Origin of the sequence: Nocardiopsis exhalans (genome assembly GCF_024134545.1) — a bacterium.
GTDB lineage: Bacteria > Actinomycetota > Actinomycetes > Streptosporangiales > Streptosporangiaceae > Nocardiopsis > Nocardiopsis exhalans.
Window position 1 is genome coordinate 250,619 of record NZ_CP099837.1, and the last position, 21,300, is coordinate 271,918.

The window sequence follows — 21,300 nt, forward strand, 5'->3', positions numbered from 1 at the left end:
CGGGGCGGGCTGCGGTTTTCTGCATTATTCGTCGAAATTCTGAGGACGTCGCATGAGTTTGACCTCGGCGTGGTTGGGGTGGCGGTCGGTTCGGCACAGGCCGGGTGCCTTTATCGGTGCGACCATCGTTCTCGTCATCTCCACCGTCATGGTGAGCGGATTCTCCCTTGTCTACTTCTCGGCCGGTCTGCAGGAGGAGACAGTCGAACGCTATGCGGGAGTCCCCATGGTCGTCGTTCCGGAGGGGAGGGAGGGTCGGGCGCCCCAGTCCCTGGCCGACGACCTCGAAGCGCTCGACGAGGTCCGCGAAGCCGTGCCGGAAGTGACGTTCGAGGCCGCTCTGCTGGACCCCGACGGCACAGTGCTCACCGACCCGGACACGGTGTGGGGTTTCGGGCACGCGTGGACCAGTGCCCGGCTGACCCCGCTGGAGGTGACCGCGGGGGAGCCCCCGCGCGCCGAGGACGAGATCGTGATCGACCAGGGTCTCGCAGACGCGGGCGGGTTCACCGTGGGTCAGTCAGTCGATGTGCTCGTTCTCGGCGAGGTCTCCGACTTCACGATCTCCGGTGTCGCCGGTCCGGCAAACGGAACCGACTGGCTCCACCAGTCCGCGCTCTTCTTCTCCGAGGCCTATGTCGGCAGGATGGAGGACTACGCCCTCGGATACGTCGACGCCGTCGGCGTCTATCCGGCGGGCGGAACGGGCGAGGCAGACCTCCTGGCCGCTGTCCGGTCCCTGATCGCGGAGCAGGGAGGGGGCCGGTACGAGGCGCTCACCGGGGACGCCCGCGGTCCGGCCGAGGGGAACCTGTCCGCGGACGAGGACGAGCGGATCGCCCTGTCGATGCTGATGCTCGTTCAGCTCGCCGTCGTCTGCACCATCGGTGCCGTGGCCTCGGCGATCGGCCTGTCCGTGCGTGGCAGGAGCCGGGAGATCGCCATGCTGAGGGCGATCGGCGCCACCCCCGGTCAGGTCCGTCTCATGGTCACGGGGGAGGCGGTCCTGCTGTCCGTGGCCGCTCTGATCATCGGTATCCCTTTGGGTGCGACCCTGGCGAACCTGGGACTTGACGGTGTGAGTCTGTTCCGCGGCGGGCTGAGCCCTGCTTTCCAGGTCCACTTCACCCTTGCCGGGATTCTTGTCTCGGTAGCGGCGGTTCTCTTCGCGGCACTGGCGGCCGGGCTCATCGCGGCCAGGAGCGCACTACGGATCCGGCCTTCGGAGGCCATCGCGGAGGCCACCACCGAGGGGCCGGAACTCAAGAGGGGACGCATCGCCCTGGGGCTGCTCGCGGTCGCCGCCATGCTGTTGGGCGCCGCGGCTCTGGCCGTACCCGGAGTACCGAGGGAAACCGTCGGGCAGTACGTCTCGACCCTCCTCATCGCTCTGGCGGTGATCGCCTCGGGCTTGCTCGGACCCAGGTTGGTGGGCCAGGCGGCCATCGTGCTGAGGGCGGCCGTGAACCGGGTCTCGCGGGACGGGCCCGCACTGTCCGTCGCCAACGTCGCCTTCTACCACCGGAGGTTCGCCGGGATCGCCGGGCCCCTGCTCCTCGGAATCACACTCGTCGGTGCCGCCTCGGCGTCCCAGATGTACAACAACTGGCACTACGGCATGTCTGAGAGCCAGCGCGTCACCGCGGACTTCGTGCTCTCGTCCGGGTACGGGTTCGCTGAGCGGACCCGAGAGGAGGTCGACGCCCTCCCCTTCGTCGAGTCAACGGTGACGGCGCGGCTCATCCCCATCGAACCGCAGGTCAAGGCGCCCTCGCCCTACGGAGACGCCGCGATGGTGTTGCGCGGCGACGCCGAGAACACGCTTGATCTCGACATCGTCGAGGGCGAGTACATCCCGGAGGCCACGGGGGCGTTGATCATGCTCGGGTCCTACGCGGAGAGGAACGGGATCGAGGTCGGCGACGACCTCACCTTCGTCATCCCCGGACATGACCAGGAGCACGCGTTCACCGTTTCCGGGGTCGTCGGAGACGCGAGTTTCCTCAACAGGAGCGTGGCGTTCGGCCCGGCCGCGGCGGACGGGATCGGGCTCCGGCACGGCGCTCCGGACGGGGTGTTCCTCGACATCGTGCCCGGGACCGACGAGGACACCGCGCGTGCCGGCCTCGAAGAAGTCTTCCCGCCGGGGCAGGACGGATCGGCTTTCGCGCTCCACGACCGCGAGAGCATGCGACAGGTCCTCACCGAGGAGTGGGCCGAGAACAACCGGAACGGCACGTCCGCGTTCCTTCTCATGGGCATGTTCATGATGTTCGCCGCGGTCAACGCGATCAGCACGGCCCAGTTCGACCGCCGACGGGAGTTCGCCAGTGGTCGGATGCTGGGCATCACGTGGCGGAGCACGTATCGGATGGTGTCCGCAGAGGTGTTCATGACCATCGCCCTGGTGTTCGCCGTGGCCGTACTGGCCACCCTGTGGATGGCCGTCCTGATCACCCTGCCCACCGGCACGGACATGTTGTCCGTCATCCCCGAGGTGATTCCGGTCGCTCCGGTAGCCGCTCTCGGGGGCGCGGCCCTGCTCCTGTCGGTGCTGGGGGCGCTGTCCGCGGTACGCGGTGTGCGGAGGACCCGTGACTGACCGATCAGCCCGGTACCGCTCGCTCCCCGGTTTCCTGCGGGGTTTCTCGGCTGGCGTCCTCCTCCAGATGCTGCTGGTACTCGTCAACTCGGTGCTCGTCGTTCTGCCCGTCCTGGTAGGACAGCGCCTCATCGACGACGGCGTGCTGAGAGGGGACATCGGACTCGTCTTCGCTCTGGGCGGTCTGCTGGTAGCGCTCACACTCGTGCAGGCGGGGATCTCCTACGCCGAGAACGTGTACTCCTCCCGGCTGGGAGAGCGGCTGACCCTGCGCATCCGCGGGGACCTCTTCGCTCACCTGCACACACAGAGGCCCGGCTTCTTCGCCTACGCCCGTCCCGGGGCCGTGGTCTCGCGTATCCACGGGGACGTCCGAGGGGTCCAGCAGCTGGTCTCGTCGACCGTCCCGGCACTCACCGGCGCCGTTTCGACCCTGGTGGTCGCCGGTCTGGGGCTGCTCCTCCTGGAATGGCGGGCCTCACTGGTCCTGTTGGTCCTGGCTCCGGTGATGTACGGGCTCGCGGTCTACTTCGCGCCCAGGGTCCGTGACGCCACCCAACGTGAGATGGGCGCCTACGCTGACCTGGACACCTGTGTCACCGAGCAGTTCAGCGCGGAGGGCGCCGAAGTGGTTCGGCTCCACGGTGCGCACGACACGATGGCCGAGCGTTTCGTGGCGACGGCCGCCCGCGTCCGCGCACACGCCCTGCGCCAGGTCAGGCTGGGCGCCGGGTTCGGGGCCGCTGTCTCCGTGACGACGGGGCTGATCGGCGCGGCGATCTACGTCGTCGGTGGCCTCTGGGTGGTGTCGGAGACGATGACCATGGGGACTCTCGTGGCCGTGGTCGCGCTGCTCGGACGTCTCTACGGTCCCATCGCGATGCTGAGCGGTATCAAGATGGAGCTGGTGGCGGGACTGGTGAGTTTCGGCCGGGTCGCCGAGATCATGCGCTTCCGCCCCACGGGAAGCGGCGCCCCCGTCGAGGCGCGCCCGACACGGGCGATGGCTGAGCCGCGACCGTCGGTGGTCCTGAACGGTGTCTCCTTCACCTATCCGTCCCCCGAGCGGCTGGTGGTCCCCTCCCTGGCCGCCGAACACGACCTGGTCGAGGTGACGCGCGGTCCGACGCTGCGGGACATCGACCTCACCATCGAACCGGGGACGACCGTAGGGCTGGTGGGGCGTTCCGGAGCCGGGAAGAGCACACTTGCCCGGCTGCTCACCCGGACCTGGGAGACCGCGCATGGGCGGGTCGAGATCGCTGGAACGGATATCCGGGACCTGTCCGCTGACGACCTTCAACGGACCGTCGGCGCCGTGACCCAGGAGACGTTCCTGTTCAACGACACCATCCGGGCCAATCTCCTCTTCGCGCGGGCTGCGGCGGAGGAGAAGGATCTGGTTCGGGTCTGCCGGGCGGCCCAGATCTGGGAGATGGTGCGGAACCTGCCCGACGGCCTCGACACGGTCGTGGGTGACCGCGGTGTTCGGCTCTCCGGCGGGGAACGTCAGCGCCTGGCCCTGGCACGCCTGTTCCTCAAGGCCCCGCCCGTCGTGGTTCTGGACGAGGCAACCTCCCACCTCGACAACGAGACGGAGCGGGCGGTGCAGCAGGCCATGCGGACGGAACTGGCGGACCGGGCCCGACTGGTCATCGCTCACCGGCTGGCGACGGTTCGGGAGGCCGACCTCATCGTGGTCATGGCCGACGGGCGGATCGAGGAGCGCGGAACACACGAGCAGCTCATGGACCTTGGGGGTCTGTACAGCCGTTTGGTCGACGCCCAGGGCCGAGGGCTGGAGAAGGCGGGGTTGAAGTGACCGGATTCCAGAGAGAGAAGGGAAGCGGCCGGATGCGGACGGAACAGGGAGACATGGAACGGCGAGAGCTCAGGGAGCCGGCGGGAGAGCGGCACGGTCCCGTGGTGAGGCTGGAGCAGGTCTGGAAGACCTACGGGGCGGGGGAGTCCGAGGTCAGGGCGTTGGCGGGGGTGAGTGTGGACTTTCCCGCGGCTTCGTTCACCGCGATCATGGGGCCCTCGGGGTCGGGTAAGACCACTCTCCTGCAGTGCGCGGCCGGGCTGGCCGAACCCACCCGGGGCAGGGTAGTTCTCGGTGACACCGACATCGGGGGCATGCGTGAGCGGGAACTGGCGCTGATCCGGCGTGAGCGCATGGGTTTCGTCTTCCAGTCGTTCAACCTGCTCCCCGCACTGAGCGGCCGCGAGAACGTCGTGCTCCCGCTCCGGTTGGCCGGTCGGAAGGCCGATGCGCGGTGGCTGGACACGATCATCCGGCGTACCGGTATGAGCGACCACATCGACCGCTTCCCACACCAGCTCTCGGGAGGCCAGCAGCAGCGGGTCGCGATCTGCCGGGCGCTGATGGCCCGTCCGGAGGTGGTCTTCGCCGATGAGCCGACCGGGGCCCTGGACAGTGCGACCGGCGAGGAGATACTCGGGCTGTTGCGCCGCTCGGTGGACGAGCTTGAGCAGACGGTGGTCATGGTGACGCACGAGCCGACCGCCGCGGCCCACGCCGACCAGGTCCTTTTCCTGCGGGACGGCGCGATCGTCGGCTCCCTGCGGCTACCCACCGTCGCGACCATCACCCATCGCCTCGCCGAGCTGAGCGGGGCGCGATGACCGGGGTGGGTCAGAGCCATCCGTTCTCAGTGGCGATCCGGAACGCGTCCGCCCGGTTGCGTGCGCCGAGCTTGGTGGTGCACGCTGCCAGGTGGTTGCGCACGGTTCCGGCCGCGAGCGACAGACTCCGTGCGATGGCACCGGGCGGTTCCCCCCGAGCGGCCAGGCGGAGAACCTCGACCTCCCGAGGGGTGAGCGGACTGGCCGTGTGCGTCAACGCGTCCGCTACGACATCGGGGTCGAACACCTTGCGGCCCGCGTGTACGCTTCGGACCGCCTCGGCCAGGGCGTCGGCGGAACGGTCCTTGGCGATGAACCCGTAGGCCCCGACCTCCGCGGCCTGGCGGAGGTTGGCCGGGGTGGCGTAGCTGGTCATGAACAGGGTCCGGCAGCGGGGGAGGGGGCTCTGGAGCCGCCGCGCCACCTCGAACCCGTTGATGTCCGGCAGCCGCACGTCGAGCACCGCGACGTCGGGTCGGTGACGCGGTGCGTCGGCCACCGCGTGCTCCCCCCTCTCGAATTCAGCCACGACGGTGATGTCCGAGGTGAACGAGAGAAGTCGGACCAGGGAATCGCGGAGAAGGCGCATGTCCTCCGCGATGATCACACGAATCATAGGGATATTCCTACCAGCGTGCGCTGTTTCCACTGGTGTGGGAGTTGCCTTCCTGTGGGTCGTTCGGGCGAGGTGGGGTCTCGTTGGGAGGGGGAGATCTCGCAGGTCAAAGTGGACAATCAGAGAAAGGGGCGGCCGAAAATAAGATATTGTACGATTCAATAATCGTGGTTGTCATCGAATCCGAGACTGTCCGATCCTGGCCAAATGGACCCTTCGGTGGGCGGGCTGCCGGAAGCGGTGACGATAAAGTGGCGCGAGTGATTTCCAGAGGGAGAAAAGAAAAGGCGCCGCCCCGCGTGGACGCGGCGGCACGCCGACGCTGGGCGATCCCGCTGTACGTCGGCCCCGTCGCCGTCTTCGGAACGCTTCTGGTCCTTGTGACGACCTTCAGCGCCCCCGTGCTCCTCGGGAACGCCAGCGGGCTTCGACTTCTGTACCATCTCGGGTTCGTCAGCCTCTGGTACGCGGTGCCCGTGGGGATCCACCTCGCACAGGTGCGCAGCATGTCCCGCTCTCCTCAGGGCGCTGCCCAGTACTCTCTGCTTCTTGTCCAGGCCCTGGTGGCGGTGCCGCTGCTGCTCTTCGGAGGGTGGTCCTGGCACTCCGCGACGGGGTTGCTGGCGGCCTCTGCCCTGGTCTTGGCCCGTTCTTCCTCGGGGATGACCAGAACGCTTCTGCTGCTGGCCGCCGGGGTCGTCCTGACACTCCTGCCACTGACCCTTCTCCTCTTCTTCCGGGTGGGAACCCTCTGGGTTCTGTTCTGGGCGGCCGGCCACCTGACCGTTGCGGGAGCGGCCCTCGTGTTGTCGTACCTCCTATTACCGATCCGGCGGGGCCCTGAGAGAAAGCGTCCCCGGAGCGCGGACGAGCCCCGTCGGCTCGCGATCGACCTGCACGACATCCTCGGTGGAACGCTGACGGCGATCACGCTCAAGGGCGAGATCATCCGGAAGATGGGGTCGGGCCACCCCGACCTGGAGAAAGAGACCCGCAGCCTGGTGGACTTGGCGCGCAATGCCCGTTCCGAGGTTCGGGCGGCCGCCGCGTCGACGTGGAACAGCACTTTCGCCGCAGAGGTGGAGCGAGCCACCGCGCTCCTTGCCGACGCCTCGGTCGACCTGTCCACCGACATCGCTCGGTGCTCGCTGCCGGAGCGGATCGACCGGGAACTCGCCCTCGTCCTGCGCGAGTCGGTGACCAACGTGCTCGTACACAGTGAGGCCACCGGAGTCGATCTCTCCTTGGAAGAGGAGGAGGGCTGGGTCACCCTGGTGGTGGGCAACGACGGTGCTCCAGGTCAGGAGGAGGTCGTAACGGGGACAGGGCTCCGAAGTATCGCGGACCGTTGCGCTGCCCTGGGTGGGTCCGCGCACACGGGTGCGACCCCTGAAGGCCGCTTCACCTTGGTCTGTCAGCTTCCCGCCTGAGTGCCACCAGAGATACCCACAGCCTCCGGAAGAGCTCTTTGCCGACGAACGGCCGAACTCGCGGCACCGGGCCCGGCCCGCACAGCACTGAGAACCACTCCGTCCAGATGAAGGACGCCCGCCAGGGAGACTGGCAAGGCGACGTGTCCGCAGGTCGACTCATCGGCGTGTCTCCGTGTCTCCGTGTCTCCGTGTCTCCGTGTCTCCGTGTCGACCTAGAGACAGGGGCCGGGCTCCATCACTGTTTCCAGGGCCGTGTAGCGGCCCCACGGGTCCCGGACCAGGCGACGCAGAGCGCAAACGGCCGGTCGCGGGATCGTCCCGTAGACGTGCGGGAAGAGCACGTCCGGCCCGACCCCAGGTGGGGGAGTGGGGTCAGCCGCCTCCCAGCGCACCTCGGCGGGCACCTTCTCGGTGTCCACCACCAGCACGATCATCGGCTCTGCGGGATCGGAGTAGAACGCATTGGCCACCGCCAGCATGGTGGCCTCGTCCGGAGAGGCGTGCAGGAACCCCTGAGAGGAAAGTGAATCAGCTTCGACGTCGCCACCGGCCCGCCAATGCGAGAGCTCCGTGAGATGAAGGATGTGAGCCATGCCCCGGACGCTACACGTTCACTGGGTGACCCTGAGAGCGAACCCGTAGTCCTTGATTCGACCGGGCCCGAAGCTGTGGTCGACCCAGGGGAGCCACGCGAGGTCCTCGGCGGCCAGTAGGCCCTCCGGTGAATCCAGACCTGCCTGTTCGGCCACCTCGAGCAGCATCAGGGCCAGGCGCACACCGTTGACCTCGTCGTACTGCTGGACCGGGGCGAGGTGGACGATGTCGTCCTCGTAACGACGTTCCTCGGGTGCCTGGACCCACCCCATCGAGGGCAGGTCCATCGACTCCAGGTCGGCGTCCTCCTCCAGGATCGTCGTGATGCCCACCTCCACCTGCTCGCCGAAGCTGAGTGAGAATGCCAGACCCGTGCCCGTGCCCGGGATGGCGGTGTACAACCCCTGTGACTGGGTCAGACCGAGCGCCGTCACCTCCGCGGCCCTGGTCCGGAGCGCCTTGGCGAGGTGCGCGCCGTAGTCGCGCCATTCCGAGTGGAGGGTGACCCCTGGGAGCTGGAGGCCCACGTTCTCCGAGGCCAGAACGCTGATGACAAAGCCGCCGACCCGCCCGGCGGAGTGTTCCACGGTCTTGCAGTACCAGCCTTCGGCCGGCCCCTTGGGCCGGAGCGTCAGGACCGTTCCGTGCACGGTGGCCCGCAGCTCGATCAGGTTCGGCCCGGCCAGGTCCCGCCACCGGACGTAGGGGGCGCCCCAATCCGGAGCGTCCCAGTGGAAGGAGACGTCGGTGTCGTCCGCGCCCAGCAGGTAGCTCGGGCCGAGGACGTCCCGCAGCTCCTCGTGCGCCTCTCGGAAGGCCTGGATCTCCTCCTGTGCCCGAGTGCCCTTTTCGGCGATCACGAAGTGCAGTCCGACGAACTCCTCCGTGGTGACGTAGTCCTCCAGGGTGGAGTCGACCACGGACAGCCAGGCCTCGCCGAACGGCGATCCGGTCCGCAGGCGGGGAACGCCGGTACCCTCGCACCACTCCCAGCCCTGGTCGTCCGCTACGCGGCGCAACTCCACGGCGGTCCACTTCGCTACCTCGAGCTGTCGGAGAGTGAGGGCGAGCCCTCGGAGGTCCCCGGTGCGCTGGTCCGTCTTCGTCACGTTTTCTCCTGCTTTCCACGGCGGTCGCACCGATCTTGGCAGAGACCGGTGACCGAACGACATCTCCGCCCACAGGCTGTGCGCAACACCTGGAAGCAGAGAGCGCCCCGGCCGGAAGGGCTTCCGGCCGGGGCGTCACGCTTGGGTATCGCACTCGATCACGCTCATGCCGTCGGGTTCCAAGGGGAAGGCGGTCAGGGGCGGGCAGCCCGGCGGGGATGAAATTCCGCCGGGCTATCCGATCCTGACCCCTGGCCATATTTGGCCAAGCGAAACTGGACTTTTCATCCAGCTCGCTTACCTGCGGGGAAGGCGATTCCATTTTCCCAATGTAATTTCCTTGCCTTGGGTAATTTTCGTCCCAGGGGTTTTGTCTGATATCTTCACCCGATGTGTGATATGAGTCGGTTTTTCACGCGGGCGGTGGTTGCGTGCTGGTCGATGCCCCCGCCACGCATGATCGAATCTGCATTCTTGCCCGAGGGGATAAAATATGGCTGTCCGTGCGTTATCTAGAGTATTTGACGGAGCTTTTATCGGGATCTTCGTCACTGTGGTCGCGGCCGTTGCAACCGTTGCGATGTCGTTCTTCATGTGATCCGATACAAGGATCCCCTGCGTAATCGAGTCCTCTGTCGAGGAGGTCGGGGGCTTCCTGAGTTGTACTTCACGCCCAACTTCTCGGGGATGCCGGGAGTGGCCGTCTTCTTCGGGCTGGCTGCCATGGTCTACTCAATTGCCATGAACCTACGGGGCCAGAAGAGCGGCATCGGCCAGTGAATTCGCTCTGGAGGCCCTGGCCACCGGGGTGGCGGTCGGCCATGGCACCGCATTACTCATGTGGGAGCGGGGGGCTCTGTCCACAGGGTGTGGATAACTTCTGGCAATGCATAACGCCCGGCCAGGCCAGGGTGCCGGCCCCGAGCTCCGGTGTCCTTGTCGGCTTTTCAGAGGTCCCTGCTCACACGCAGGAAGGTCACTCCTTGCCCGACGACGAGTCCGACGGTGGTCAGGGCGTAGAACAGCCACACTCCGGCGAGTCCGGCCAGGGCGTTGGCGGGCTGCGACGCCGGTTCTCTTGAAGTTCTGGCCTGCGGCTGGGTGTCCCCGTGTCCTGAATTCACCAGAGCCCTTGCGTGGAGTTATCGTAAATTGCGAGAAGGTGTCAATGCCTGTTCGTGGCCGAATGCGGTCATTCGTCAAATGAACTGCAACGACCAGTGCTTTGGTGTTTTGAGGAAGTTCTGTTGGCTGGGGAGGGTGGGATTCTGGTTGCGCGCACCATCGGGTGGATGATTTTGTAAATTTAAATAACCCGCAGCGGCGGCAGCTGGGTCAGCCACGGATCGTGCGCCGAGAACTGCTGATCGGCCGGGGCTGTGTAGATCTGACCGAGGGGCACGAAGCCGACCAGCGGAGTCCCTGGAGATCGGGCCTGTGCCCGCCCTCATCGAGCACAGCCGCGCGCGAATGCACGATACCGCTGAGAGGGGCGATAGTGCAGCACACCATCTCGGTGCGAAAGCTCAGCAAGTCCTACGGCACGCACAGGGTCATCAACGGGCTGGACTTCGACCTGGCCATGGGGGTGACCGGGGTGCTGGGGCCGAACGGGGCGGGTAAGACCACGCTTCTGAGGTGCCTGGCCACCGTTCTCAGGGCCGACGCGGGGCAGTTGAACCTGCTCGGCCTGAACCCCGACATCAAATCCGAGCGGACAAGAATCCGACGGAACCTCGGGTATCTTCCGCAGGACCCCGGAATGTATCCGAACTTCACCTGCCGGGAGATGCTCGATTACATCGCGGTGCTGCGGGAGATCTCCGAAAAGGAGGAGCGCGAAGAGGCGGTGGCGCGTGCTCTGGCAGAGGTCGACCTGTCCGCGTCCGCGGGGGTCAGGATCAGGAAGCTCTCAGGTGGTATGCGACAGCGCCTCGCCATTGCGCAGGCATTTCTGGCCGACCCCGGGTTCGTGATCCTGGACGAGCCGACTGTCGGTTTGGACCCGGAGCAGCGCATGCGGTTTCGCACGTTGATCTCGCGCAAGAGCGAGCAGCGCACGGTGGTGCTGTCGACTCACCAGACCGATGACGTCGCCGCCCTGTGCAGCCGGGTCCTGGTCTACCGGGACGGTCGGGTCCTCTTCGCCGGGACGCCTCAGGAACTGGCGGAACACGCCCGTGGCCGGGTGTGGGTGTCCGAGCGGCCGCCGGGGCGGCAGCACGCGATGTGGCGCACGGCCTCGGGGGACTACCGGAGCATCGGAGAGCGGCCTCCGGGTGCGCGGGCAGCCGAACCCGCGGTGGAGGACGGCTACCTCCTCCTGCTCGAATCCGCGCCGAAGGCGGCCGACACGGAGAACAGCATCGGGAGACTCCGTTGACTTCCCCTGCAATGGCGCTCACGTGGGCCGAGATTCACCGGTTCGCGAGAAGCCCTCTCGTCCTGCCCCTGGTGTTGGTGCTGCTCGTCTCCAGAACCCTGTCGACGTGGCGGGACATGACGGACTGGACGATCCAGAGCGTGGACGCCGCCACCACTCTTGTCCTGGTCGGAGCGGGTGTCATGCTCGCGGCGAATCTGGCGGTGCTCAGAGAACGGCGTGGAGGTACGGCTGACCTGCTGGAATCCCTGCCGCTTCCGGCCGCGAACCGAACCTGGTCCGTCCTGTGCGCGTCCCTGTTCTGCGGCGCTGCCGCTGCGCTCCTCGTGTTGTCCCTGCATGTGCCGACCCTGCTCGTGGGTGCGGCCCCCGCCGGTGTCTTCCGGCCCCAGGAGCTCGCGGCCGGGGTGCTGGCCGTCATGCTGATGGGCGCACTCGGAGTGGCGCTGGGGCGCTGGGTACCCTCTCCCGTCGCGGCTCCCGTGGTCCTCATGCTCATCGTGTGGTCGCTGTTCCAGTTCCGTGACAGTTGGCTGCTGCCGCTCGTCCCCACCCAGGCGCTGCCCTTCGAAGCCGCCCGGCCGCCGCTATGGCACCTGCTCTACCTGGCGGCCCTGGTGACCGCGGTTTCCCTGGCAGCTGTGATGCGCCACCGGCGCACCACCGGTACGGTAGCCGCCGCGGTCGCGGCCTCCGCCGCCGTGGTGGGTGCCGCGACCCTGACCGCCGTCCCATCCGCCTTCGAAGGGGCCGAGCCGGTCGAACTCGCCGGGACGCACGAGGGACGGGTGACGGTCACCGCTCAGGCGAGTGCCTGCGAGGAGCACGACGGAGTCGACTACTGCGCGCTGCCGGGCTTCGAGCCCTGGGTACCGCTGTGGCGGGACGCGATCGGCCCGGTGCTCGAAGCGGCTCCGCCGCAGGCGCCCCAGCTCGAAGCCGTCTACCAGTACACCGGATACGCCTTCAACGACCTGGAAGGCGGAGGGTACGCCCTGGTCGGTACCACCTGGGGCAGAAACGGGGGAGAGGTCGAGTACCGGCGTGCGGTCGCCGGGTCGGTGGCCGCGTTCATGGCGGGCTTCCCTCCCCCGGACGTACTGCAGTCGGACGGTCAGGGGGGCTTCGGCTGTGACGCCGCGGGTCAGGCCCGGACGGTCATCGCGCTGTGGCTGCTCGGTCAGACCGAAGCCCCCGTCGCCGCGGGTACCGAACGTGAGCACATGGCGGAGGTCGGCTCGGATGAGGTCGTGGCGGTGGAGCTTCCGGCTTCGGTGTTCGGGGCGGTCTCCTATGGCCAGGCCGAACTCGACATGGCCGAGGAGCTCCTGGCGGACCCGAACACCCAGACGCTGGTGCACCAGGAGTGGGAGCGGCTGGTGGACGTGGAGACAACCCTGGAAGAGGCCGCGGACGTTCTCGGCGTGGCAGTTCCGCCCGGGGAGCCGAGCGGTGCCGAACAGGGGACCGCATGCGCGTGATGCCGCGGATCGTGTTTGCGACCGCCCGGGCGATGGACTGGGTTCCCCTGGGCGTGGCCGCCCTCGTGTCGGTGCTGATCACCGCCTGGGGGTTCACCGGACCGTACGTCGACACCGACCTGCTGGCGGTGTCGCTTCGCTCGGCGGCGGTCCTTCTGGGCGCGGCCGCCGGATTCGGACTGACTGACGCCGCGGAGAACACGACCGCGGCCTCACCCGTGCCCCGATGGATGCGTCAGTGGACGCGCACACTGCTGGCCGGGGCGGCCGCGGCGGCAGCCTGGGGTGTCGCTTACCTGTCGGTGGAGCTGCGACTGCCCGAGGAGCACCGGGGGGTGTTCGCGGGGTTGCCGGTGGAAGCGGCCGTGGTCATTCTGACGGGTCTGGCCTGCACGTCTGTTGTACGGCGCTGGATGAACGGATACCCGGCGGCGCTTATCGGAAGCACGGTGCTGCTGGTGCTCGTGGCCGTCTCCCTGATGTACCGGAGCGAGTTCTGGCTCTGGTATCCGCCGTCCGCGCCTGAATGGGAGGGGCTCCACCGTGTTTGGGCTGTGCTCATCCCCCTGCCGCTTCTGATGCTGGTTATCGGAAACCGGGAGAACCCCAGGTAGGGGGTTGTACTGACAATACGGAGCAGTGTCCTTAACTCCACACGCTTGCCAGAGATCAGTGCCAGACACACGTACGCGGATCGTACGGCGTGTTCCTCACCTGGGCTAGCAGCGGTTGTGCCGGTTCGTGGCCTGGATTGATCTGCCGGGCCAGTACAAGGACGGACACCTGCTCAGCGCCCGCGTTTTTCAGACTGTGGGTGGCCGACTGTGCCCGCGCGCCACTCACCCACGTGTCGTCGATCAACAACACTGCGGCAGGCCGCCCCTCCGCAGGAACCAGCGGGGCAGCGGTGAACCATTCGGTGTGAAGCACACGCTGGGAGGGATCTATCCCAGCGTTGAGAGTCAGCGCGGGCCGGGGTATCGGGATCATCGGTGAGAGCATTGCTTCGAGAGGGTGTCAGGCCTGAACTCTCTTGGTGCTGGGAACGAAAGCCACGTGGGTGAACCCGGTGATCCCCAAACGATCCTTCATGCATCCCAGATGTAGGAGGCAGAAGTACCAGAACAGGCACGTCAGACGTAGCTGTGCTTCACGGCGCGGCGGATCGGCCTTGTAAGCCCGCAGATCGTGTGCCGCCTGGTTGTGGTGTTGGTAGCCGACCCGATAGGTCAGGGGTGTAACCAGGTCAGCCACTTTTCCTCTGCCCCGATGCGAAGCACCGGGATCGAAGGCACGGCACCGAAGCATTTGGGGCAGACCCCGGATGAACCGGCGAGAACCGGGGTGAGGAACTTGCTCTGCTCTGCGACCGAGCGCTCCACCACCTCACGAGCGGGGCTACCAGGCAAACGCCTCTTCCTTCGTGAGAGAGACGTGCGCGGTGATGTCGGCTGCGGTCGTTGCCGCGTCGTGGATGCGCTCCTCCACGGTCGTCATCATCTGTTCCATGTTCTCGACTACATGGACACCGGGTCGCTCCGCGAACTCGCGTGCCCACTGGTTGCTGAGGAGCTCCTGGGGGAAGATCAGCGGTCGACCGTGCTGCAGAGCGTACCGGGCCTGGATTCGGGCTCCGCTGTGCTCGCCAGCCTCAACCACGATGGTCGCGGCCGCGTAACCGCTCATCACGGCGTTGCGCATGGGGAAGGAAGCCTTGGTCGGTGGGGCATCGGGCAGGAACTGCGACAGGAGCAGACCGCGATGGGCGACCTCGTCCTGAAGCTCCTTGTGCTGGCGTGGGTAGTGCCGGTTGATTCCCGTACCGATGACCGCGACGGTGCGTCCGCCGCAGTCCAGCGCGGCCCGGTGCGCGGCAGCGTCCACTCCCTCAGCGAGCCCGCTGACCACCGTCACCTTCATTGACCCCAGGCGCGAAGCGATGCTGTAGGCCATGCGCAATCCGTGCTCCGAAGCTTTGCGCGAGCCCACCACAGCGATGGCTCGCGTGTCCGGTTGAAGCTGTCCCCGGGCGAAAACCAACGGCGGCATTTCGTGGATGTCGCGCAACTGGCTGGGATAGTCGGGATCCAGGAAGGAAAGCACCTGCGTTCCTTCACTGCGGCAGGAAGCGATCATCTTCTGGGCTTGGATGACTTCAGGTGCCTCATCGACCAGGTCCGGAAACAGGGTGTCGTGACCGAGCCGGTTCTGAAGTACAGAGATCGCGCTTCCGGACTCCATCGCTTCGTCGGCGATCACCGACCACCGCGCGTCCTGGCGCAGCAGCAGAGCGAGCATCGCGGTTCGCTCGTCGATGGAGTGCATGTCATCGATCTTAGAAGCTGGCCTGTTGCCGCCCAACTCTGGCATGGTCACGAACTTCCTCGGGTCGTGTCGGGACTCCGCATCATTGGTGCGTACGGTGTTCGCTTTTCATTGCATGCGCGGCTGCGACATTAGGGAGTGCGTTTGTGCGCATGGGAGGTGTTGTCACGTCCCCGACGCGCCGTCGGCTCGCGGTTCACGATCGTGATCGGGCGAACCAGCTCAGGAGCGAGCGCGTGCAGTCTTCCGCCATCGGCAGACAGGGGGCCTGGCCATGCGCGCACTCCAGGTTCAGAGGAAAACGTGCCGAATCCCTGGCCAGCTACGGTCACCAGAGCTTGTTTCTCGCCGAGTCAGCACCGGAGGTGCGTGCGCGTGGGAAAGCCATCAGGACAGTATGGCCCCGGTTGCCTGCCGGGGCCATACAGGCGAGCCCGCCCGAGGCAGGGCTGCCGATCCCGGAGCACGTCCTGTGCCCGTTGCTCTACAAACAGTGGAACCTGACCATCGAGGGCGTCGCTCCCCACGAGATCTACGTGGCCCGGCGCCCTTTCGACTGGACGGGTGACGGTGACCGTTGGGAGCGGATCACCGCGCCTACGCGACGCGGACTCCTCCGGTTGCTCGGGCACCGCCTCCAGGGGACCGACCCGACCGACGCCTCATCAGCCAGGGATGCCTGTGTTCTGCTGCGAATCCTGTAGTGAAGGCAGGGGTATCCGTGATTGAAGGTCCCCGCAGAAGTCAGGGGATTCCTTGCGGGACGGGAACGTTCGCGGTCAGGTCTGCGATGTAGGACCGACTCGCGCTCCAGGGGGTCAGTTCCACACCGAAGGAGCTTTTCCCACCGTCGAGCAGGTGGACGAGCTTTCCGGACACGTGGACCACGTCACCGGAGCGGAACGCCCCGGTGTAAGCGCCCAGGTAGGAGCGCAGATAGCGAACCCTACTGGCGAAGGTCTGCGGGTCGTCCACGGTCGCGCTGAGGACCCTTTCCACGTTGATCTCGTAGAGAGCGGGGGTGGAAACCCCCTCGGAGTGATCGGTGACCGTCGCCAAGAGCGTGATCTCACCGATCTCCTTTGCCTGAAGCCCGTGCAGGGGTCCGGCGTCATCCTCTCGAAGAGGCTCACAGTTGATATGCGCGCCGGATCCGGTAGTGAGGCCCTGGAGCTTGCGTTGCTCTTGTTTGAGGAGTGTGTCGAAGCCGCTGCCTTCCATGTACTTCGCCCTGCGCAGGTAGAGAAGAGTTTGGTTCTCTCCCGCATAGGGTTGGATCAGATTTGAGGAGCCGAAGAGTTTCCGTGCCGCTCGGTATCCCTCTTTCCCGTAGCAGACGAGGTCGATGTCCGATCGTTTATTCGCGCATCCCACCAGGAAGGATCCGGTGATGCCGAACAGGTCGAGCTGTTGCCGTTGGTCGAGGTGTCGGGCGATCGTGAGGAGATCCCTTCCCACGGAAAGATTCTCGTAGTCTCTTGGTTCGACCAGCAGTGCGCGTAAGGTCTCGCGTGCCGAGTAGTGGTGGGCCACGTGGCTACGTGGTACCCCTGTGATGACACATCCCAACATCTCGGAGTACACGTAGCACTCGGGTCGGTCAGCCAGGATGCCGAACGACTTGGAGACCACGCTGTTCTGGCGGTAGCTACGGCCGAAGAGGCTCCGATCGCCGCGCGCGTCAGGGTAGTACTTCACGTAGCCGAGGTGGTGGGATTCGGGGTGGGAGTCTCCGATGACCTTGAAGATCATCCCGTCCTTGTCGAGAAGGTAGTCACGGTCGCGGATGGGGTTTTCCCGACGTGTCTTCGAACTCACTGAGCTTTGGGAAAAGTCCGGTGTCAATCGTTCGGGACTTCGCATACTCATCGACTCCCAACGTGAAAAGCTTCCTTCGGTAGAGCCATTTCCTCTGCTTGTCCGGGCGGGTGCCCTGTCCCGGTTTCGGTCGCATAAGAGCGAGGAAGAAGAAGCATTTGACCAGCAGGAAGTCACCCAGATAGAGGCTCAGCGCCTGCCCGGAAAGGCTCTTGGCCACCTCGTCCAGAGCGCTGACGTAGCGGAGACGTTGCTCGGGGCTGAAGGCGTAACCTCTGCCGCCGCCTTTGAACGCCGCGATGTCGAGCATCGGGTAGACGTCGTACCCCAGGGGTGCTGGTGCGTGGTGCTGCCAGTCGATGACCGTGTCGTCGAAGACGTTGGGCAGTCCGTAGTCCAGGTGGCTGTGGCACATGGGCACTTCCGACAGCCGGTCCACGGCCTGGTCGATGAGGGAGTGCACGACAGGTGTGTCCAGGTCCGGGTTCTCAGTGAAAACGACGGCGGTGAACCCCGCGTCCGAGAACCAACGACGAAGAGAGACCTCATCAGTGGGGAGCGGGTTTCGGGCCTGGGCTTGGAGCAGTTTCGCGGAGATCTCGGCAGACCGGTCGACCAGAGCATCGCCCACCCTGCCGTTGCTCGCCCGCCCTTGTTCCAGGGCGAGTTCATGTAGCGTGCGTTGGCCAGCACTGGGCTCGATGAAGTAGTTCAGCGTGCCGTCTGTGCCGCTCTGGGTTGGTTGAGGGACCGGAAAGCCGAGTTCTGAGAGCAGGCTCTGGTGCCCTGACTCCTCTGTGACCTCGGAGCCGCCGGTTCGTTTGAAGTACTGCCCGTCAGCTGAGCGCCAGACCGCACCGGCTGAGGCGGTCCGATCCTTCACCAGCTCCCATTCAGACACGCGACATCAGCCTCTCGTGCCTGTTCAGCGCGGCAGCCAGAAGGTGTTTGTCCATCACCCAGTCAGGGTCTCCCATCGTGATCTTCTCCCGAAGGCGCTCTGCGGTTTCATCCTGGTCGATCCGGGGTTCGGCGCGCCTGACCTTGAGGAAGTACTTCACCAAAGCGGGTAGCTGTCCGGGGTGGGTTCGGTTCTTGTTCCGTAGCGCGAGTAGGGGGAGGAACCAGGACTCGAAGACACGGCGGTCGCTGTCATCGGCGCGGTGGAAGTCGTAGACGCGCTGGAGCGCTGGCACCGCGTCGTAGGGAACGCGCCCATGAAGCGCGTACCGCAATCTGTGTCCGTGATGATCGACGAATCCGCTTGCGTAGGCCGCGATGTGAACGAGGGCGTTCGGGGTCACGGTCATGGCAGCCAGTTCCGCACCTTGCCGCTGCGTAGCAAAGAGAGCGGTCACGTGGAGACCGGTCCGTGGATCGAGGACGTGACCGCGCAGGCCGAGAGCGTCCAGGTGGACGCCATGCGACCGAGGCCGGGAGAGCAATAGGCGGTGGGGGACGTGGCGGCTGATCTCATCCAGGTGGTGCTGACGCCGCCGGTTGCGCATGTGCAGAAGCTCAGAAGCTGACGTGGCTTGCCCAGCACCGTTGTCCTTGATGAGGTGACGGGTTGACCGAACCCGCAGACATTCATTCGTGCATGAGGTGCATCGTCTGGCGCCGAGCCCGACCGTGTGCCCGCATCCCGCGCACTCTTGAACATTCGCTGCGCCGATGCGCAGCACCCCGTTGGCCAGGTGCTCGTCGACGATGGTCAACGCCAGCTCAGCGACACCGGGGTCGGCGTCGGTGATAACTGATGTGGGCTGGGGCATGCCGGGCCCGTACTTGTCGGTCAGGCGCGCGTGCTCGAACGCGGCTCGCGGAGGAGCATGGGGACGATCCTGGGTGCGGTAGCGAATGTCGCCGGAGAGTGTGGCGGTGTTCCACAGGTGCGGAACCTCGGGTCGGCCGAGAACGCTGTTCAGGGCTGAGGCGAGCCTGATCCCCACAGCTTTGCCAGGGGCGTTGCGGAACGTGAAGTCACCGTTCTGGACGGGGCCGTTGAGGAACAGGACCACGTGCACCCCTCCCGACATAAGATTTGACTAAAGTAAGACTAATCTTGGACTTGATCGAAAGTCAATGGAGCGCGTGCGTCGGGTATCGAGCGGTCAGGTGGACGTGGCGAGATCGCGGATGTAGCTGCGCGAATCGTCCTCGGAGAGGGCGTGGTCAGTCAGGCGGGTGTGGATGTCGTGGTACTGGGCGACTTCCTGTGGGTCGGTGATGCGGAGTTCCCTGGTGAACGTCTCCACGATGACGGTGGGGTCGTCCTGGGTTTCGAACAGCAGGAAGCCGTTGCTTTGCAGGTGGCCGAAGGACGCCCCGAGGGGCAGGACGCGCAGGGAGACGTTGGTCAGGGTGGCGATCGAGAGCAGGCGGTCCAGCTGTGCGGGCAGGATGTCCCTGCCGTGCGGGTGCCAGCGCAGTGCGGCGTCGGTGAGCGTGAACTCGAATCGCCGATCGCTGTCGTAGAGCACGTCCTGACGGCTGATGCGTGCTGAGACGGCCTCGGGGATGTCGCTCTGGCCGGAGACGTTGACAGCGGTCAACACCTGGCGGGCGTACTCGGCCGTCTGGAGCAGCCCTGGAATCAGGGAGGGCTGGAAGGAGCGGACTGTGTCCGAGCGTCCTTCCAGGGCCTTCACCCCGCCTTGGCCGGAGCTCAACCCGTCAGCGTGAACCACTCTCCAGTGGCGCGATTCCACGAGAGCACCCTCAGCCAGCTCGGAGCCGTGGTGGAGCGCTTCGGTGGATGCCCGGCAGGCCTCGAGCCAAGTCTGGACGTCATCGCCGGAAGGGCGGGTGCGTCCGTTCTCGATCTTGGAGACCTTCGACTGCGACCAGCCCAGGGCGTTCGCCAGCTCTTGCCCTGACATCCCGCGATCGAGGCGAGCCGTTCGCAGCAGGGAGGCGAGCTCTTGTCTGGCGGTGTCGGATCTCTTGCCCTCCGGCACGACTTCTCCCATACTAGTCCTGATTGAGTCTTAAAAGTCTTCGGATGATTCGAATCTGAAGACGCTGTTCAGACTAACGTGTCCACGACCACCCCCACATCGGAGCGTCGCAGTGACCGTGATGACGATGGCCGACTTCTTCCGTACCTTCGACGACTTCCGACATCAGGTCTTCCGGCTGGAGACCCTGGACCTCTACGACTCCAAGAGCGAGCGCGTGCCCCTGGAGAGGTTCCGCGCCGGTCTGCCCCAGGATCCGTCATGGCTGGGGCCCTGGGCGGACCGGGTGCGCGCCATCAACCGCAGGGGTGCCTCGATCGGACGCGTGCACGTGGTGAGCGAACCGCTCACCGAGTACGTCATTTTCGAGATGACCTGTGCCTACCCGTCAAACATCGACGCGGGTGAGGAGATCGCCATCCTGCCGCGACCCACAGCGGAGAAACTGGGAGTGCCCGATGGGGACTACTGGCTCTTCGACGATGAGCGCGTGGGGCGCATGGTCTACGACGACGATGGCGCTCTGACGCACGTGGACGTCACCAGCGACCCGGTGGTCGTTGATGAGTACGTGCACTGGCGCCAGGTGTGCCGGGCCAACGCTGTTCCACTACGCCGGTACCTGCCCCAGGCCGGATTACGCTCCCTGATCGGATTCGAGCATCACTTCCAGGAAGGCTGACAGATGAACCCCCTGTTCAAGGACGCGGACTTCCGCAAAGCCAGCGGAAGCGGCACCGGCGACTGCGTCGAGGTCGCCATCACCGAACACACGACTGACGTGGTCGGCCTGCGTGACTCGAAGAACCCCCGCAGCACTGTTCTGGTCATCGCCCCTGGTGAGTGGCTCGCGCTCACCGGCGGCGCTCTCTAGGTATCAGGGGCGCTTCCGTCCCGGGTGCTGTCGCACGCGAACAGATTCGGGATTGGTCGCTCCACGAACTCCGATGCCCCAGCCAGTTTGGATGGTCGGGGCATCGTTGGTTCGGGTGGTTCAGGCCTGGTCGGTGCGGATGTACTGCCCTGAACTCTCCCCGGCCAATTACGGTCACAGGAGCCTGCTTCTCGCCTCCGCAGCACCGGGGTGCATTGTTCGCGGGATGAATACACGGAAGCCCTCACCCTCACAGGTGGGGGCTTCCGCGTTTTTGTCTAAGCCTCGTGCTGGGCGGCATCGAGCAGCGCCCGCCACTCGGCGGACGGGAACACCAAGGTGCCTTTCTCGCGATTCTCGGTGTCGCGCATCGCAGTGGTTGCCCCCTCCGCAACCTCGACGCACGCGGACTCGTTCGGGCTGTAGCTGGACTTGTGGAACTCGCGGGATGAATACACG

At 65.9% G+C, this 21,300-nt stretch carries 21 protein-coding genes; 10 read left to right on the forward strand and 11 right to left on the reverse strand.

All coding sequences use genetic code 11. From position 1 onward, the window contains the following. Nucleotides 1-52: 52 nt before the first annotated feature. Genes NE857_RS01145 through NE857_RS01155 form a run of 3 tightly spaced genes read left to right on the forward strand, consistent with a single transcriptional unit; the run spans nt 53 to nt 5,248 of the window. Nucleotides 53-2,602: an ABC transporter permease gene (locus NE857_RS01145; protein WP_254419393.1), complete on the forward strand. Its 2,550-nt coding sequence runs from the start codon at nt 53-55 to the stop codon at nt 2,600-2,602. Next, entirely contained in the window at nt 2,595-4,424 is a 1,830-nt protein-coding gene (locus tag NE857_RS01150) for an ABC transporter ATP-binding protein (protein WP_254419394.1), read from the forward strand. Before NE857_RS01145 ends, NE857_RS01150 begins: the two co-directional genes overlap by 8 nt. A 53-nt stretch (nt 4,425-4,477) precedes the next feature. After that, nucleotides 4,478-5,248 (forward strand): ABC transporter ATP-binding protein, encoded by a 771-nt coding sequence (locus NE857_RS01155; RefSeq protein ID WP_425572021.1) that lies wholly within the window; start codon nt 4,478-4,480, stop codon nt 5,246-5,248. A gap of 10 nt (nt 5,249-5,258) precedes the next feature. Here NE857_RS01155 and NE857_RS01160 read toward each other — a convergent pair whose 3' ends face one another. Further along, nucleotides 5,259-5,864 (reverse strand): response regulator transcription factor, encoded by a 606-nt coding sequence (locus NE857_RS01160; RefSeq protein ID WP_254419396.1) that lies wholly within the window; start codon nt 5,862-5,864, stop codon nt 5,259-5,261. 299 nt (nt 5,865-6,163) lie between these two features. On the opposite strand from NE857_RS01160, the gene NE857_RS01165 reads away from it, so the two are divergent. After that, nucleotides 6,164-7,294, forward strand: coding sequence for a sensor histidine kinase (locus NE857_RS01165; protein WP_254419397.1), 1,131 nt, complete (start codon nt 6,164-6,166; stop codon nt 7,292-7,294). A gap of 215 nt (nt 7,295-7,509) precedes the next feature. Here the strand turns inward: NE857_RS01165 and NE857_RS01170 are convergent, their stop codons facing one another. The 3 genes from NE857_RS01170 to NE857_RS01180 form a co-directional block, all read right to left on the reverse strand. After that, nucleotides 7,510-7,890: a DUF952 domain-containing protein gene (locus NE857_RS01170; protein WP_026116312.1), complete on the reverse strand. Its 381-nt coding sequence runs from the start codon at nt 7,888-7,890 to the stop codon at nt 7,510-7,512. 18 nt (nt 7,891-7,908) lie between these two features. Next, on the reverse strand, nt 7,909-9,000 hold the full coding sequence (locus NE857_RS01175; RefSeq protein ID WP_254419398.1) for a hypothetical protein: 1,092 nt from the start codon (nt 8,998-9,000) through the stop codon (nt 7,909-7,911). A 947-nt stretch (nt 9,001-9,947) separates the two neighbouring features. Next, nucleotides 9,948-10,124, reverse strand: coding sequence for a hypothetical protein (locus tag NE857_RS01180; protein ID WP_254419399.1), 177 nt, complete (start codon nt 10,122-10,124; stop codon nt 9,948-9,950). 374 nt (nt 10,125-10,498) lie between these two features. Between NE857_RS01180 and NE857_RS01185 the strand changes: the two genes are divergently transcribed. The 3 genes from NE857_RS01185 to NE857_RS01195 are packed head-to-tail and all read left to right on the forward strand — an operon-like array spanning nt 10,499 to nt 13,478. Continuing rightward, on the forward strand, nt 10,499-11,383 hold the full coding sequence (locus tag NE857_RS01185; RefSeq protein ID WP_254419400.1) for an ABC transporter ATP-binding protein: 885 nt from the start codon (nt 10,499-10,501) through the stop codon (nt 11,381-11,383). After that, nucleotides 11,380-12,864, forward strand: a complete 1,485-nt coding sequence (locus NE857_RS01190) for a hypothetical protein (protein WP_254419401.1) — start codon at nt 11,380-11,382, stop codon at nt 12,862-12,864. Before NE857_RS01185 ends, NE857_RS01190 begins: the two co-directional genes overlap by 4 nt. Beyond that, a complete protein-coding gene (locus tag NE857_RS01195; RefSeq protein WP_254419402.1) occupies nt 12,855-13,478 on the forward strand; it encodes a hypothetical protein in 624 nt (207 codons plus the stop codon). The genes NE857_RS01190 and NE857_RS01195 overlap by 10 nt, the downstream gene beginning before the upstream one ends. Nucleotides 13,479-13,881: 403 nt before the next feature. Here NE857_RS01195 and NE857_RS01200 read toward each other — a convergent pair whose 3' ends face one another. Both NE857_RS01200 and NE857_RS01205 read right to left on the reverse strand, forming a co-directional pair. Beyond that, nucleotides 13,882-14,118 (reverse strand): hypothetical protein, encoded by a 237-nt coding sequence (locus tag NE857_RS01200; protein WP_184367099.1) that lies wholly within the window; start codon nt 14,116-14,118, stop codon nt 13,882-13,884. A gap of 144 nt (nt 14,119-14,262) precedes the next feature. After that, nucleotides 14,263-15,189, reverse strand: a complete 927-nt coding sequence (locus NE857_RS01205) for a DNA-processing protein DprA (RefSeq protein WP_254419403.1) — start codon at nt 15,187-15,189, stop codon at nt 14,263-14,265. 407 nt (nt 15,190-15,596) lie between these two features. Here NE857_RS01205 and NE857_RS01210 point away from each other — a divergent pair, with 407 nt between their 5' ends. Further along, a complete protein-coding gene (locus NE857_RS01210; protein ID WP_376769945.1) occupies nt 15,597-15,893 on the forward strand; it encodes a hypothetical protein in 297 nt (98 codons plus the stop codon). 40 nt (nt 15,894-15,933) lie between these two features. On the opposite strand, the gene NE857_RS01215 is transcribed toward NE857_RS01210, so the two are convergent. From NE857_RS01215 to NE857_RS01230, 4 genes are all read right to left on the reverse strand, one after another. Continuing rightward, nucleotides 15,934-16,941 (reverse strand): hypothetical protein, encoded by a 1,008-nt coding sequence (locus NE857_RS01215; protein ID WP_254419404.1) that lies wholly within the window; start codon nt 16,939-16,941, stop codon nt 15,934-15,936. Between the two features lie 22 nt (nt 16,942-16,963). Then, the gene (locus NE857_RS01220; protein WP_254419405.1) at nt 16,964-17,908 is read right to left on the reverse strand and encodes a phosphotransferase; all 945 of its coding nucleotides are present in this window, start codon (nt 17,906-17,908) and stop codon (nt 16,964-16,966) included. After that, nucleotides 17,901-19,028, reverse strand: a complete 1,128-nt coding sequence (locus NE857_RS01225; RefSeq protein ID WP_184367104.1) for a hypothetical protein — start codon at nt 19,026-19,028, stop codon at nt 17,901-17,903. Before NE857_RS01225 ends, NE857_RS01220 begins: the two co-directional genes overlap by 8 nt. Nucleotides 19,029-19,121: 93 nt before the next feature. Then, complete coding sequence (locus NE857_RS01230) at nt 19,122-19,979, reverse strand: helix-turn-helix domain-containing protein (RefSeq protein WP_184367105.1); 858 nt, start codon at nt 19,977-19,979, stop codon at nt 19,122-19,124. A gap of 109 nt (nt 19,980-20,088) precedes the next feature. Between NE857_RS01230 and NE857_RS01235 the strand changes: the two genes are divergently transcribed. After that, nucleotides 20,089-20,649, forward strand: a complete 561-nt coding sequence (locus NE857_RS01235; protein WP_221319856.1) for a DUF6879 family protein — start codon at nt 20,089-20,091, stop codon at nt 20,647-20,649. A gap of 3 nt (nt 20,650-20,652) precedes the next feature. Then, nucleotides 20,653-20,841, forward strand: coding sequence for a DUF397 domain-containing protein (locus NE857_RS01240; RefSeq protein WP_184367107.1), 189 nt, complete (start codon nt 20,653-20,655; stop codon nt 20,839-20,841). A 278-nt stretch (nt 20,842-21,119) separates the two neighbouring features. Here NE857_RS01240 and NE857_RS01245 read toward each other — a convergent pair whose 3' ends face one another. Beyond that, entirely contained in the window at nt 21,120-21,299 is a 180-nt protein-coding gene (locus NE857_RS01245) for a DUF397 domain-containing protein (protein ID WP_254419406.1), read from the reverse strand. Nucleotide 21,300 lies beyond the last annotated feature (1 nt).

What these genes read in the sequence shown, in the direction of transcription:
- NE857_RS01145 (WP_254419393.1), top strand. Translation starts at nt 53, where the DNA reads ATGAGTTTGACCTCGGCGTGGTTGGGGTGGCGGTCGGTTCGGCACAGG.
- NE857_RS01155 (WP_425572021.1), top strand. Translation starts at nt 4,478, where the DNA reads ATGGAACGGCGAGAGCTCAGGGAGCCGGCGGGAGAGCGGCACGGTCCC.
- NE857_RS01160 (WP_254419396.1), bottom strand. Translation starts at nt 5,864, where the DNA reads ATGATTCGTGTGATCATCGCGGAGGACATGCGCCTTCTCCGCGATTCC.
- NE857_RS01170 (WP_026116312.1), bottom strand. Translation starts at nt 7,890, where the DNA reads ATGGCTCACATCCTTCATCTCACGGAGCTCTCGCATTGGCGGGCCGGT.
- NE857_RS01195 (WP_254419402.1), top strand. Translation starts at nt 12,855, where the DNA reads ATGCGCGTGATGCCGCGGATCGTGTTTGCGACCGCCCGGGCGATGGAC.
- NE857_RS01205 (WP_254419403.1), bottom strand. Translation starts at nt 15,189, where the DNA reads ATGCACTCCATCGACGAGCGAACCGCGATGCTCGCTCTGCTGCTGCGC.
- NE857_RS01215 (WP_254419404.1), bottom strand. Translation starts at nt 16,941, where the DNA reads ATGATCTTCAAGGTCATCGGAGACTCCCACCCCGAATCCCACCACCTC.
- NE857_RS01230 (WP_184367105.1), bottom strand. Translation starts at nt 19,979, where the DNA reads ATGGGAGAAGTCGTGCCGGAGGGCAAGAGATCCGACACCGCCAGACAA.
- NE857_RS01235 (WP_221319856.1), top strand. Translation starts at nt 20,089, where the DNA reads ATGACGATGGCCGACTTCTTCCGTACCTTCGACGACTTCCGACATCAG.
- NE857_RS01240 (WP_184367107.1), top strand. Translation starts at nt 20,653, where the DNA reads ATGAACCCCCTGTTCAAGGACGCGGACTTCCGCAAAGCCAGCGGAAGC.